A 12,956-nucleotide genomic window follows, 5' to 3' on the forward strand; every position below is an offset into this window, starting at 1 on the left:
ATGTCGTACCCGGTGAACCCGGATGGCACGGTGTCGATCGGTGGCGTGAGCTACCCGGTGACGCCGTCGACGCCTGGTTCCACCTCGCCTGGTGGTTCTAACCCGGGTTCGACTCCGGGTGGTTCCAACCCGGGTGGGTCGAATCCTGGTGGTTCGAGCCAGCCCGGTTCGATCACGGTGAACGGGGTGAGGTACCCGGTCAAGAACGGGTCGGTGACGGTCGGTGGCATGTCGTACCCGGTGAACCCGGATGGCACGGTGTCGATCGGTGGCGTGAGCTACCCGGTGACGCCGTCGACGCCTGGTTCCACCTCGCCTGGTGGTTCTAACCCGGGTTCCACTCCGGGTGGTTCCAACCCGGGTGGTTCCAACCCGGGTGGGTCGACTCCTGGTGGTTCGAGCCAGCCCGGTTCGATCACGGTGAACGGGGTCACGTACCCGGTCAAGAACGGGTCGGTGACCGTCGGTGGCATGTCGTACCCGGTGAACCCGGATGGCACGGTGTCGATCGGTGGCGTGAGCTACCCGGTGACGCCGTCGACGCCTGGTTCCACCTCGCCTGGTGGTTCGAGCCAGCCCGGTTCGATCACGGTGAACGGGGTGAGGTACCCGGTCAAGAACGGGTCGGTGACCGTCGGTGGCATGTCGTACCCGGTGAACCCGGATGGCACGGTGTCGATCGGTGGCGTGAGCTACCCGGTCGCTCCGTCGACGCCGGGCGGGTCGTCGCAGCCGGGTTCGATCACCGTGAACGGGGTCAAGTACCCGGTCAAGAACGGGTCCGTCACTGTTGGCGGTACGTCGTACCCGGTGAACCCGGATGGCACGGTGTCGATCGGTGGCACCAGCTACCCGGTCACGCCCAGCCAGGGCTCGACCGCGCCGGGCGGCTCCACCCAGTCCGGCTCGATCACCGTGAACGGGGTCAAGTACCCGGTCAAGAACGGGTCGGTCAACGTCGGCGGGACCGCCTACCCGGTGAACCCCGACGGCACGGTCACGATCGGTGGCACCAGCTACCCGGTGACCCCGAGCCCTGCCGGCAACGACGGCACCGGCCCGGGCAGCCAGCCGCTCGCCATGGCGGCGCCTGAGGTGAACGGCAAGACGGCGGGCTCCGCGGGCACGGTGAAGGTGCCGGCCGGCTCGAGCCAGCCCGTCGCGGTCACCGTCACCAACACCAGTGACGGTCGGATGAGCGGCATCCAGGGAACGGCCGGCAGCAGCCCGATGAGCTGCTCCAGCACGGACCTGGCGCCCGGCGAGAGCACCCGGTGCACGGGTCGTGTCACGGCGGGGGTCGGTGACCAGAGCACTCCGATCGAGGTCACGGCGACCCAGGCCGACGGTTCGCGTACGGCGATCCGCCGGTCCGTCCTCCTCACCGGTGTGGCTCCGGCTGCGGCGGCGGGTGGCGGCCAGTCCTCCGTGCTGGACCCGGCGGCCAACGTCGGTTCGCTGGCGGGTGTCGGCCAGGGCGTCCCGTCCGGCAGCGTCGTTGCCGGGGTGCCGGGGCCGATCCAGCAGCTGGTCAACCCGCAGCAGGGTGCCTTCCCGATGCCGGCCGGACCGGTCGCAGCGGGTGGCGGCGGCACGGCCCGCCCGGCGATGAGCGGCGACCAGGGTGCGGACGACGCAGCGTCGTACTGGGCCTGGAGCCTGCTGCTCGTCGGGGGTGGCGCCCTCGTCGTCGCCGGCACCCGGCGGCGGCATGGCTGACCGGCACTGACAGGTGTGGTGCGGCTGAGTCACGCAGCCGCACCACACCGTCCCCCATCTCCTGCCACAGAAAGGCAGCTCGTGCCCACCACGATCTCCCCGCAGAGCGCGGGCAGCGGCGAGCAGACGGAGCGTCTCGTCCGCGCCGAGCAGCTCGCCGCGCAGAACATCCCGATCACCCATGCCAAGGTCGTCAGCATCGGCGGCGGCCTCGGCTCCTTCACCCTCGTCGACCGACTTCGCATCGGCGGCGTCGCGGAGGACGACATTGCCGTCGTCACGGCGCAGCGTCAGCCGACCGGCGCCCTCGTCGACCGGTGCGTGGCCTCCGGCCTCACCCTCGACGACCGGCTGCGCTCCGACTCGAGCTCACGGGTCGACAACCCCTGGGGCTTTCCGGGGTACGCCGTCGAGGAGGCCTGGAGCAGTCGCTCGGTCAAGCCGCTGGCTCGTGTGTTCGGCGAGCCGGTCATGACGGACGTCTACACACCGACCGTCGGGCTGATGCACCGCGGCGTCACCCGCGAGGCACGCCGGATCGGCTGGTCCCGGATGGCGGTCGTGGCGCAGGCCGAGTACCTGTTCAAGCGTGCGGAGGGGGGCTACTTCGTCGTCTGCCGCAAGAACGACCGCCTCCGCGCCCTCCAGTGCGACCACGTGCACCTCGCCCTCGGAGCTCCGGGCCCCGCGTTCACGCCCGCGGCCGAGGCGTTCCGGGCCGGCGAGCACCCCGAGCGCCTCCGGCACGTGTACGAGACCCACGACGACGTCATCGAGCGACTGCAGCGGGAGGGCGGATCCGTCATCGTGCGCGGTGCTGGCATGGCTGCTTCGCACCTGCTGGCACGGCTCGCCCGGGCCCGTGAGGTCAACGGCGCCGAGATCCACGTGTGGCACGTCGTGCGGGACTGGCCGGTCGACGACGGCACCCGGCCGAGCCGCCGGATCGGCCTGGGCTTCGTGCACCAGGACCACGGCTTCCCCAAGGCGGCGTACGGCGGTGAGCTCCGCGACCAGCTGCTCGCGACCACCGACGAGGAGGAGCGGCTGCAGCTGATCGAGGACTGGGGCGCCACCTCCTCGCCGTACCGCGCGGACACGGCGGAGCTGCTCCGACAGGGCCGCTTCGACGGCTGGTACGAGGCAGTGGTGGGTGAGGTCGACTCGTTCATGGCTCGCGGCACCAAGGTCATCGCCTCGGTCCGGCTGCAGAACGGAAAGGAGATGGCGCTCGCGGCCGACCACGTCCTGGACGCCACCGGCCTGCGGTCGGACTCCGATCACCACGGACTGGTCGCCGACCTGCTGGCCTTCAGCCCGGTCGGCCTCAACCGGCTCGGAGGCCTGCGGGTCGACGGGCGGTTCGAGGTGATCGGCGGGGCGAGCGGCGACGGCCGGATCTTCGCCAGCGGTGCCACGGCACGTGGTGGTCACTACGGCCCGGTCGACTCCTTCGCCGGCATGCAGCACGCCGCCCTGACGATCGCCGACGAGCTCGCCGCGTTCGGTGTCGGCCGGCGCCTCGGTCCCTGGCGCTCGCTCACCGGATGGCTGCGCTGGATGGGAGGGAAGTCGCTGTGACCCCCACCCTGACCGGCCGGATCCAGACCCGGCTCCTCGTGGCGGTCGTCGTCGGCGTACCCGTCGCTGCGTTGGTCGGCGCCCTGCTGGGCGGCATCACCGTCCCGACGGCCCTGCTCGGGCTCGGCGTCCTGACCGCGCTCGGGCTCGGCTGGGAGTGCGTCTACCACCTGCTGCAGCAACGCCGGTGGGACGGTGACTGGCCCAGCTCGTTCGCGCTCGGCGCCGGCGTCGTCGAGGCGCTGGTGACCTATCCGGTGGTCCGCCTCGTCGGCACAGATGCTCGCTTCGGTCCGTTGCTGGCCGTCCTCGCGGCCGTCTGGATCGCGCAGTGGCTGGCGATGCAGGGACCAGTGTCCGTCTTCCTCCCGCACTGGCGGCACCAGGGTTCGCGGGTCATCGCGCAGAGGTCGCCGTCGCGCGCGCCTCGTCCGGTACGCCGTGCCGTGGTCGCCCGCCCCTCCCTCCCGACGCTGCGCCCGACCCGGCAGCAGCTCGTCGTCCTCGGGGGGGTGGCCGCGATGGCCGTCGCCGTTCTGCTGCTCGCGCCGCTGGTCGGCTCCCGGGACCAGGCGCCGGACAACCGGACGATGCCGACCGCCATGGAGCACAAGGCCGCCCCGCAGCAGCGCTCCATGGTCGACGTCAGCCGGACCTGGAACACCACGCACCGGGTACGGCCGCGCTCGCTCGCCTTCGGCGCGGCGGGAGTCAAGGTCCGGCTCGACCAGGTCCGGATGACGCCCGCCGGCACGTTGGGTACGCCGAGCGCGGGCCGGGCGGCCTGGTTCTCCCAGGGCGCGGCGCCGGGTCAGCGTGGTCCGGCCGTCATCGTCGGCGACGCCAGCGGCGTGTTCGCGCGACTGGACCGGGCGCACCGGGGTGATCGGTTCACGACGGTCCGTTCCGACGGCAGCGTGATCCGGTTCGTGGTCGACGCCGTCGCCAGCGTCGATGCCGCGCACTTCCCGAGCCAGCGGGTCTACGGGGCGTCGCTCAAGCCGCTGGCCCGTCTGATCAGCTACGACACGGCGACCGGGCGGAACGTGATCGTCTTCGCCCACGCCGTGGCCGTCACCGTCCCGGTGATGCGGAGCTGATGACGATGTCTCCTCGGTGGGCACCTCCAGGCGGCGCGGGATGGGCGGGCATCGCCGTGCTCGCCTTCGTCCTGGCCGGTGTCGTCCTCCTGCGCCCGGGTCATCCGGCGGCCGCGACCTCGGACGAGGCCGCGCGCACGTCGGACCGTGCCATCGGGTCGGCGGCCGCGGCCGCGCCGGCGAACCGTGTCCGGCCGCTGCGCCTGGCCATCCCGCGGATCAACGTCGCGACCCGGCTGATGAAGCTCGGCCTGACGGCCGAGCGTGAGCTGCAGGTCCCGCCGCTGTCGCGGGCCGGCACCGCCGGTTGGTACGACCTCGGTCCGGTGCCGGGCGACGCCGGGCCCGCGGTCCTGGCCGGCCACGTCGACTCCGACACCGGCCCGGCCGTGTTCTACGGGCTCTCCGCGCTCCGGCCCGGTGACCGGCTGAGGGTCGACCGGAGCGACCGCCGTACCGCCGTCTTCTCGGTCGACCGGGTGACGGCGTTCGCCAAGAGCAGGTTCCCCACGCGAGCTGTGTACGGCGAGACCCCCGACCCCGAGCTGCGCCTCATCACCTGCGGCGGCAGCTACGACCCCGCGCGCGGCGGCTACCAGGCCAATGTCGTCGTCTTCGCGCACCTCGACCGCATGGTCACGACTCCTCGGGAGGACAGATGAGCACCTCGTCGTACTCGCGGACACATCGCTTCGTCGCCTACGCCTTCCTCAGCTGCTTGGCGCTGATGGTGGTCGCCGGGGTCGCCGGCGTGGGGCATCGCTCGCCCCGCACCGAGCCGACCGCCGCCCATCCGCGGCCCGCCAGCACCGTGGCGACGCCGCCCTCGCCGCCGACCCGGTTGCGGATCCCGCACCTCGGGCTCGACGTCCGCGTCGTCCGGCTCGGAGCCGACGCGGGCGGGCGGAACCTGGCGCTGCCGCCGTTGCGCGCCGCCGGCTGGGACAGGAGCTCCGCCCTCGCGGGCGGGCCCGGGATCACCGTCGTCGCCGGCTTCATCGAGCGATCGGTCGGCCAGCGCGGCGCCCTCACTCGGCTGGGCCGGCTGCGTCGGGGCGACGCGGTCGTCCTCGCCCGCCGCGACGGGGCACCCGCGCGGTACCGGGTCACCCGGATCGCCTTCTACCCGCAGGGGCAGCTGCCCGCCACCAAGGTGTTCGGCTCCACCACCCGGCCGGAGCTCCGGCTGGTGAGCCTCGGTGGCCCGCTGCACCGGGGCGACCCGATCGGCAACGCGGTGGTGTTCGGTTCCCTCGTGCGCTGACCGACCTTCCGGAGCGGGGGCCCTCCATCTCGGGGGAGGGCCCCCGGTGGCTCAGGGGGTCCGGGACGTACGCCGCGCGCGGCGGCGCAGCGCGGTCCGTTCGACCGGGTTGAGGTGGTCGAGCACGCCGCAGCGGGGGGCCTGGCTGTGTGGTGGATGATCCCCGTCGCGACGGCGATGGGGCGGTGGAGCGTCGTACCGCTCGTCAGAGCCGCTCGCGGAGCCAGCTGAAGTCGGCGACGTGGTCCTCGGCACCGCCGGGCGTCTCGCACACCACGGGTGCGGCGGCCTCCCGGACGACGTGCGCGAGCAGGTCGGGCTCGATCCGGCCGGCACCGAAGTTGGCGTGCCGGTCGGCGCCGGAGTCGAAGTCGTCGCGGCTGTCGTTGGCGTGCACCAGGTCGATCCGACCGGTGATGGCCAGGACGTCGTCGACGATGGTCTCGAGCTTGTTGCCGCCCGCGTGCGCGTGGCAGGTGTCGAGGCAGAAGCCGACCATGTCCGCTCCCTCCGCCGACGAGATCGCGTCCCAGACGCCCTTGATCCGGTCCAGGTAGCGCGTCATCGCGTTCGTGCCGCCGGCGGTGTTCTCGATGAGCAGCGGGATCTTCAGGTCGGTGGCCTCGATCGCCTTGCGCCAGTTGTCGAAGCCCTTGGCCGGGTCGTCCTCGTCCTGGACGTGACCACCGTGGACGATGAGCCCCTTGGCGCCGAGCTCCGCGGCGGCGTCCATGTGCTGCTGCAGCAGCTTGCGGCTGGGGATCCGCTGGCGGTTGTTCGTGGTCGCGACGTTGATGAGGTACGGCGCGTGCACGTACAGGTCGACGCCCGCCGACTCTGCGGCCGCGCGGAGGGCGGCGGGGCCGTCGGCGTACTCGACGACGGGGCCTTTGTAGGACTGCGGGTTGCCCAGGAAGAACTGCACGAGCGGGGCGTTGCGAGCAGCGGCCTCCGCGACGGGGTCGGCCTGGTCGACATGGGCACCGATGCGCAAGGTCGTCATGCCTCTAGCCTAGGAGCCGCTGCCGACGGTCACTCGGGCCGGTTTTCGCGGGCGCCGGATTGGGGAGTGCACCACCATGACCAGACTTCGGATCGCCGCGGGTGGCAAGACCTGGACCTTCGACGAACCGAGCGTCGTCACGATCGGGCGGGGTGTTGGCGCCGACGTCGTCCTCGACCGGCCGTCGGTCTCCCGGCGGCACCTCGAGCTGCGCTCCGACGGGCGCGGCTGGCACGTCGCCGACGTGGGCAGCACCGCCGGCAGCTGGGTCGGCACCCAGCGGATCTCCGGGTTCGCGCTCACCGGCCCGGTCCCCGTCCGGATCGGCGACGAGACCACGGGCATCGTGGTCGAGCTCAGCCCCGAGGTCGTCGTACCGCCGGCGCCTCCGACCCCGCCCGCGAGCCGCTTCGCTCCCGGCGGTACGCCGGCGCAGCGACCCGTCGGCGCCCCCGGCGTGCTGCCGCCCGCCGACCTCGACGTCACCCGCGTGCCGGTGGCACCGCCGGTGCCGGGCCTCGGCGGACCCGGCCTGGTGGTGCGCACCAACACCGGCACCGAGCGCTTCGCCCCGGGACGCGCGATCCGGATCGGCCGCGAGCCCGGCCTGGAGCTCAGCATCGACGACAGCGCGGTGTCGCGGCAGCACGCCGTCATCGAGCCGCGCCCGGACGGGTGGTGGTTCGTGGACCGCTCGACCGGCGGCTCGTACGACGCCGACGGCGACCGGATCACCCAGCGCCGCATCACCGAGCCGACCACCATCATGCTCGGCCACCCCACCGCGGGCTGCGAGATCGAGGTCGTCCCGGCCGTCGACGCCCGTACGGCGCAGCGCGGCATGGCCCGCAAGCGCCGACGCAAGGGCCTGCTCATCGGGAGCGCGGCCGCGCTCGCGCTGCTGCTCGTCATCGGCGGTGTCGTGCTCGGCATCGTCCTCGGGCACGACTCCGGCGGCTCCTCCGGCGGGCTCTCGAAGGACGCCCTGGAGCGGGCGAAGCGGGCCAGCGTCTTCATCATCGCGGAGGACTCCAGCGGCCAGCCCGTCTACACCGGCTCGGGCAGCATCATCAGCGACACCGGCCTGATCCTCACCGCGGGCCACGTCGGCGACCCGCAGGCGCCCGGGGAGAGCGTCGACGTCGAGAACCCCGCCACCCTGCTGATCGCGCTGACCTCACCCCAGGACGACAAGCCGGTCAAGGCGGCGTACGAGGCGAAGCCGATCGTCACCGACGGCGTGCTCGACCTGTCGGTCCTCCAGATCACCGCCGACGCCGACGGCAACGCCATCGACCCTGCCGCACTCGCGGACCAGCTGCCGGCCCCGATCCCGCTGGGCGACAGCGACGGTCTCAGCACCGGTGACGAGATCACCGCGCTGGGCTTCCCCGCGCTGGCCAGCCTCGAGACCAGCGACCAGCTCTCGCCGTCCCTGACGGTCACCAAGGGCGTGGTGGCGACGTTCGAGGCCAACAGCGACCTGAACACCCAGCGCGCCTGGATCGACAGCGACGTCCGGATCGGCTCGGGCAACTCCGGCGGCGCGTCGATCAACGACCGGGGCGAGCTGATCGGCGTCAACGACGCGGTCATCACCGCGACGACCGCACAGGGCAACGCCGGGGAGTTCACCGGCGGCTCGGCGCTGATCCGGCCCGTGGCGCTGGCACAGGACATCATCGCGATCGCGCAGCGGGGCGGCGACCCGTCGTACCGGTCGCCGTACCTGAAGTCCATGCCGAACCCCAGCCAGCAGACCCAGGGCGTGACCGCGACCGCCGAGGGATGGAGCACGACCTCGTCGTCGAGCTGCTCGGGCACGCCGTCGCTGAGCGGCGTCGGCACCGGCGACACGATCTATGCCTGGTTCCAGGTCAGCGGCATCTCCGACGGCACCTCCGTGACGTTCACGGTGTACGACGACAGCGGGCAGGCCGTCGACTCGGCGAGCCAGCCGTGGAGCTACGGCGCGGCGTCGACCTGCGTCGGCGTTCCGTACCAGGTGAAGACGTCGGCGCCCTCGCTCAGCGGCGCGTTGTCGGTCGCCGGCCAGGACCTGGCGCGCAACCCGGTCCGGCTCGGCTGAGGCGAGCGCCTTCGATTCGGTACGCCGCCGGGGCCGCTGTTAACCTGACACGTCGCTCGGCTGCCGCGCACCAGGTGCGGAGGGCCGGCGACTGCAGAGCCCTCCTGCCACGGAAAGTCCGTGGCCGCCAAGTCCAGAGGAGGTGGAGACCGCTTTGCGCAAGTATGAAGTGATGGTCATCCTCGACCCCAGTCTCGACGAGCGGACCGTCCAGCCGTCCCTCGACAAGTACCTCAACGTCGTTCGCGGCGACGGTGGCACCGTCGACAACGTGGACATCTGGGGTCGTCGTCGCCTGGCGTACGAGATCAACAAGCACGCCGAGGGCATCTACGCCGTCCTCAACCTCACCGCGGAGCCGGCGACCGTCGACGAGTTCGACCGCCAGCTCGGTCTCAACGAGGCCATCCTCCGCACCAAGGTGCTGCGCGCCGACTGACGCGTCCCGACGGGGCCCTGTGGACAGCCGCTACCGCTTGTCGGTGGCGTCGGACACGATGAGGGCTCCGCTCACCCGATCGTCACACTCGAGGAGACATCCATGGCAGGCGACACCGTCATCACCGTCATCGGCAACCTGACCGACGACCCGGAGCTGCGGTTCACGCCGTCCGGCGCGGCCGTCGCGAACTTCACGGTGGCCTCGACCCCGCGGACGTTCGACCGGCAGAGCAACGACTGGAAGGACGGGGAGACCCTCTTCCTGCGCTGCTCGATCTGGCGGCAGGCCGCGGAGAACGTGGCCGAGTCCCTCCAGAAGGGCATGCGCGTCATCGTGCAGGGCCGGCTGGTGTCTCGCTCGTACGAGACCCGTGAGGGTGAGAAGCGCACGGTCAACGAGCTGCAGGTCGACGAGATCGGCCCGTCGCTGACCTGGGCGACCGCGAAGGTCACCCGGGCGAGCCGCTCCGGCGGCCAGGGCGGCGGTGGCGGCTACGGCGGTGGCCAGCAGGGTGGCGGCGGTGGCCGTCCCTCCGGTGGCAACGACGGACCGTGGGGCGGTCAGCAGTCCTCGGGCGGGTCGGACTTCGGTGGCAGCTCGCCTGCCAGCAACGACCCGTGGGCCACGCCCGGGGTCGGCAGCTCCGAGCCCCCGTTCTAACCAACATTCATCAACCATTCCGGCGGTCCGTGACTGGGGCCGCCGGGCTCTGAAGGAGGAGCACCACAATGGCGAAGGCAGTCGTCCGCAAGCCCAAGAAGAAGGTTTGCCAGTTCTGCAAGGAGAAGGCGACCGGTGTCGACTACAAGGACACCGCGCTGCTCCGCAAGTTCATCTCCGACCGCGGCAAGATCCGTGCGCGTCGGGTGACCGGCAACTGCGTCCAGCACCAGCGCGATGTCGCGATGGCCGTGAAGAACGCCCGCGAGGTCGCCCTGCTGCCCTACACCTCCGCCGGCCGCTGATCCGGGCCTGAGAGAAGGAGAGAGCAGACATGAAGATCATCCTGACCCACGAGGTCGACGGTCTCGGCTCGGCCGGTGACGTGGTCGAGGTCAAGGACGGCTACGGCCGCAACTACCTGGTCCCGCAGGGTCTCGCGATCCGCTGGACCCGCGGCGCGCAGTCGCAGGCCGACGCCATCAAGGGCGCCCGGGCTGCCCGCGCGGTGCGCGACGTCGCCCACGCTCAGGAGCTGAAGGCCAAGCTCGAGGGCAACGCCGTCAAGGTCGCCGTCAAGGCCGGCCAGGGCGGTCGCCTGTTCGGTGCGGTCACCGTCGCGGACATCGCGTCCGCGCTCGGCGAGGCCACCGGCGAGGCGATCGACAAGCGCACCATCGTGATCGCGAGCCCGATCAAGGCGCTGGGCAACCACGCCGTGTCGGTCAAGCTGCACGACGAGGTCTCGGCCTCGGTGGCGCTCACCGTCGTCGCGTCCTGACGCAGACACGAGAGAGCGGCCGGTCCCGGTGGGACCGGCCGCTCTCGGCGTTTTCGCGGGCGGTGCTCAGGCGGAGTGGCGGGCCGCGGCGAGCTCGCAGGTACGAGCCAGGTCCGCGCGCTCGTCGGCGCTGAGCCACGGGCAGGTGTGGTCGAGCAGGAGCAGGGCCGCGGAGCGGGACGCCCGGCCGCGGTGGCCGGGGAGGTCCGGCGCCATGGCGATCACATCGGTGAGGATGCCGATCACGACGTCACGCTGCTGCGGCGTCCAGTCGGTGGGTGTCTCGCGCTCCATGGACCGTCAACGAGCGCCGAGCCCGGTTGGTTACTCGTCAGTACTCTCGGCCGGCACGGGCTTCTCGGGGGCGCCGGCCCAGGTGCGCCCGGAGTAGACGAAGCACAGGACGAGCACCACGAGCTGCAGGACCGCGCCCAGGTCGCCGACGCCCTTGAGCCAGCTCAGGTGCGCTCCGAAGTAGAGGGGCGGGGTCACGGCCCCCACCACCAGACCCGCCTCGCAGATCCGGAACCACACCAGGGCTGCGCCCTCCTTCGCCTCCTGGGCGAGGGTGGCCATCGCGTGGCAGAGCACCGCGGAGAAGAGCAGCTCGCCGAGGCCGACCGACCAGAGCACCGCCGGATCGCCCGCCTCCAGCGAGCGGGCCGTGGCCGGCCACCACAGCGGTCCCGAGCACAGCAGCGCGAGGATGCCGAGGTAGGTCAGCGCCATCGTCGCCGGCAGGTCGACGGTGCGGGCCAGCCGGCGCAGGCCCAGGAGCACGAGCACCCAGCCCAGCGGGTCGACCATCACGTCGACGTCGCCGAACTTCACCTTGATCGCCACGAACAGGAAGCCGTAGCCGATCAGACCGAGCGGCCTCACGCGCCCACCACCAGCCACGCGACGCCGCGGGCGCGGCGCAGCAGGGTGATCAGCCGACCGCCCATGAAGACCAGGCCGAAGACCGCCCAGATCCACGGCAGGGCCGCGGACGTCGCTCCGGTCACCAGCACGAGCGGAGCGTAGCCGCCGAGCACCACCAGGCCCGCGGCGGCCAGGTAGCGGCCGTCGCCGGCGCCGATGAGCACCCCGTCGAGCACGAAGACGACCCCGGCGGCGGGCTGGAACAGGGCCGCGACGAGCAGGACGGGCACCAGGGCACGGCGTACCGAGGGGTCGGGGGTGAAGAGGGCGCCCAGCCAGGGGGAGGCGGCGGCCAGGGCGAGGCCGGTGACGATGCCCGAGCCGACGCCCCAGCGCACCATCCGGGCGGTGGCGGCCCGGGTGGCGTCCGCGTCGCCGGCGCCGAGGGAGCGACCGACGATGGCCTGGGCCGCGATGGCGATCGCGTCCAGCGCGAAGGCCAGGAAGCCCCAGATCGTCATGGCGAGCTGGTGGGTGGCGACCGGTGTGGGAGAGCCGGCGGCGGTCCGGACCACGGCGTACGTCGTGACGAGCAGCGAGGCGCGCAGGGTGAGCGTGCGCACCAGGAGGGGTACGCCGGCTCGACCCGCCGCCCGGATGCCCGGCAGGTCGGGGCGCAGGCCCGCCCCTTCACGTCGAGCGGCGCGCGCGACCACGCCCGCGAGGACGGCAGCCGCACCGAGCTGGGCGAGGACCGACCCGAGGGCCGACCCGGCGACACCGAGCCGGGGCAGCGGGCCGAGGCCGAAGACGAGCGCGACGTTGAGCAGCAGGTTGGCGGCGTTGGCGACCACGGCGACCGCGAGCGGGGTACGGGTGTCCTGCAGCCCGCGCAGCACGCCGGTGGCGGCCAGTGAGACCAGCAGCGGGGTGGTGCCGGCGGCGGCGATCCGCAGGTACGTCGTGCCCGGGCCCGCGATGTCGGGTCCGGCACCGAAGGCGGCGATCAGCGCGGGCGCACCGACCGCCACCAGCACCGAGATCGGTACGCCGATGAGCACGGCCAGCCACAGCCCGTCGACACCCTGCCGCAGCGCGGCGTCCCGCTCCCCGGCGCCGAGCCGTCGGGCGACGCCGGCGGTCGTGCCGTAGGCCAGGAAGATGCAGAGCCCAACGACGGTCTGCAGCACCGTGCCGGCGATGCCGAAGCCAGCCAGCTGGCGGGTGCCCAGGTGGCCGACGACCGCCGCGTCGCCGAGCAGGAACAACGGCTCGGCGATGAGGGCGAGGAACGCGGGGACGGCGAGACCGAGCAGCTCGCGGTCCGCCCGCCTCAGCCGCACGGCCCGCGCCTCGGTGCGCGTGGATAACGCCGCTCGTCCTGTGGAAAACGCTGCGGCCGGCCGTGGGTGGTGGTAGGGCCACCGGGGACCGCGCGGCGGCGTACCGGTGA

At 72.5% G+C, this 12,956-nt stretch carries 14 protein-coding genes; 10 read left to right on the forward strand and 4 right to left on the reverse strand.

Annotation, left to right across the window (positions count from 1 at the left end; translation table 11 throughout):
- The first annotated feature begins 186 nt into the window (after positions 1 to 186).
- From ACYVAQ_RS02850 to ACYVAQ_RS02870, 5 genes are all read left to right on the forward strand, one after another.
- Positions 187 to 1,719 carry a hypothetical protein gene (locus ACYVAQ_RS02850; RefSeq protein ID WP_460786937.1) on the forward strand — a complete coding sequence of 511 codons (1,533 nt, stop codon included), beginning with the start codon at positions 187 to 189 and terminating at the stop codon, positions 1,717 to 1,719.
- A gap of 81 nt (positions 1,720 to 1,800) precedes the next feature.
- On the forward strand, positions 1,801 to 3,300 hold the full coding sequence (locus tag ACYVAQ_RS02855; RefSeq protein WP_460786938.1) for an FAD/NAD(P)-binding protein: 1,500 nt from the start codon (positions 1,801 to 1,803) through the stop codon (positions 3,298 to 3,300).
- Entirely contained in the window at positions 3,297 to 4,400 is a 1,104-nt protein-coding gene (locus ACYVAQ_RS02860) for a sortase domain-containing protein (RefSeq protein WP_460786939.1), read from the forward strand. Before ACYVAQ_RS02855 ends, ACYVAQ_RS02860 begins: the two co-directional genes overlap by 4 nt.
- Positions 4,400 to 5,062 (forward strand): class F sortase, encoded by a 663-nt coding sequence (locus ACYVAQ_RS02865; RefSeq protein ID WP_460786940.1) that lies wholly within the window; start codon positions 4,400 to 4,402, stop codon positions 5,060 to 5,062. The genes ACYVAQ_RS02860 and ACYVAQ_RS02865 overlap by 1 nt, the downstream gene beginning before the upstream one ends.
- On the forward strand, positions 5,059 to 5,664 hold the full coding sequence (locus ACYVAQ_RS02870) for a class F sortase (protein WP_460786941.1): 606 nt from the start codon (positions 5,059 to 5,061) through the stop codon (positions 5,662 to 5,664). Before ACYVAQ_RS02865 ends, ACYVAQ_RS02870 begins: the two co-directional genes overlap by 4 nt.
- A 205-nt stretch (positions 5,665 to 5,869) precedes the next feature.
- Here the strand turns inward: ACYVAQ_RS02870 and ACYVAQ_RS02875 are convergent, their stop codons facing one another.
- Positions 5,870 to 6,667 (reverse strand): deoxyribonuclease IV, encoded by a 798-nt coding sequence (locus tag ACYVAQ_RS02875; RefSeq protein WP_460786942.1) that lies wholly within the window; start codon positions 6,665 to 6,667, stop codon positions 5,870 to 5,872.
- Between the two features lie 76 nt (positions 6,668 to 6,743).
- Between ACYVAQ_RS02875 and ACYVAQ_RS02880 the strand changes: the two genes are divergently transcribed.
- From ACYVAQ_RS02880 to rplI, 5 genes are all read left to right on the forward strand, one after another.
- The gene (locus ACYVAQ_RS02880) at positions 6,744 to 8,756 is read left to right on the forward strand and encodes an FHA domain-containing protein (protein WP_460786943.1); all 2,013 of its coding nucleotides are present in this window, start codon (positions 6,744 to 6,746) and stop codon (positions 8,754 to 8,756) included.
- 154 nt (positions 8,757 to 8,910) lie between these two features.
- A complete protein-coding gene (gene rpsF, locus ACYVAQ_RS02885) occupies positions 8,911 to 9,195 on the forward strand; it encodes a 30S ribosomal protein S6 (protein WP_460786944.1) in 285 nt (94 codons plus the stop codon).
- Between the two features lie 102 nt (positions 9,196 to 9,297).
- Positions 9,298 to 9,858 (forward strand): single-stranded DNA-binding protein, encoded by a 561-nt coding sequence (locus tag ACYVAQ_RS02890; protein ID WP_460786945.1) that lies wholly within the window; start codon positions 9,298 to 9,300, stop codon positions 9,856 to 9,858.
- 68 nt (positions 9,859 to 9,926) lie between these two features.
- Positions 9,927 to 10,163, forward strand: a complete 237-nt coding sequence (gene rpsR / locus ACYVAQ_RS02895) for a 30S ribosomal protein S18 (protein WP_460786946.1) — start codon at positions 9,927 to 9,929, stop codon at positions 10,161 to 10,163.
- Positions 10,164 to 10,192: 29 nt separating this feature from the next.
- Positions 10,193 to 10,639, forward strand: a complete 447-nt coding sequence (gene rplI / locus ACYVAQ_RS02900) for a 50S ribosomal protein L9 (protein ID WP_460786947.1) — start codon at positions 10,193 to 10,195, stop codon at positions 10,637 to 10,639.
- A gap of 66 nt (positions 10,640 to 10,705) precedes the next feature.
- Here the strand turns inward: rplI and ACYVAQ_RS02905 are convergent, their stop codons facing one another.
- Genes ACYVAQ_RS02905 through ACYVAQ_RS02915 form a run of 3 tightly spaced genes read right to left on the reverse strand, consistent with a single transcriptional unit; the run spans position 10,706 to position 12,846 of the window.
- Complete coding sequence (locus ACYVAQ_RS02905) at positions 10,706 to 10,933, reverse strand: hypothetical protein (RefSeq protein WP_460786948.1); 228 nt, start codon at positions 10,931 to 10,933, stop codon at positions 10,706 to 10,708.
- A 30-nt stretch (positions 10,934 to 10,963) separates the two neighbouring features.
- Entirely contained in the window at positions 10,964 to 11,521 is a 558-nt protein-coding gene (locus ACYVAQ_RS02910; protein WP_460786949.1) for a hypothetical protein, read from the reverse strand.
- A complete protein-coding gene (locus tag ACYVAQ_RS02915) occupies positions 11,518 to 12,846 on the reverse strand; it encodes an MATE family efflux transporter (RefSeq protein WP_460786950.1) in 1,329 nt (442 codons plus the stop codon). The genes ACYVAQ_RS02910 and ACYVAQ_RS02915 overlap by 4 nt, the downstream gene beginning before the upstream one ends.
- Positions 12,847 to 12,956 lie beyond the last annotated feature (110 nt).

This window comes from Nocardioides maradonensis (assembly GCF_054777115.1).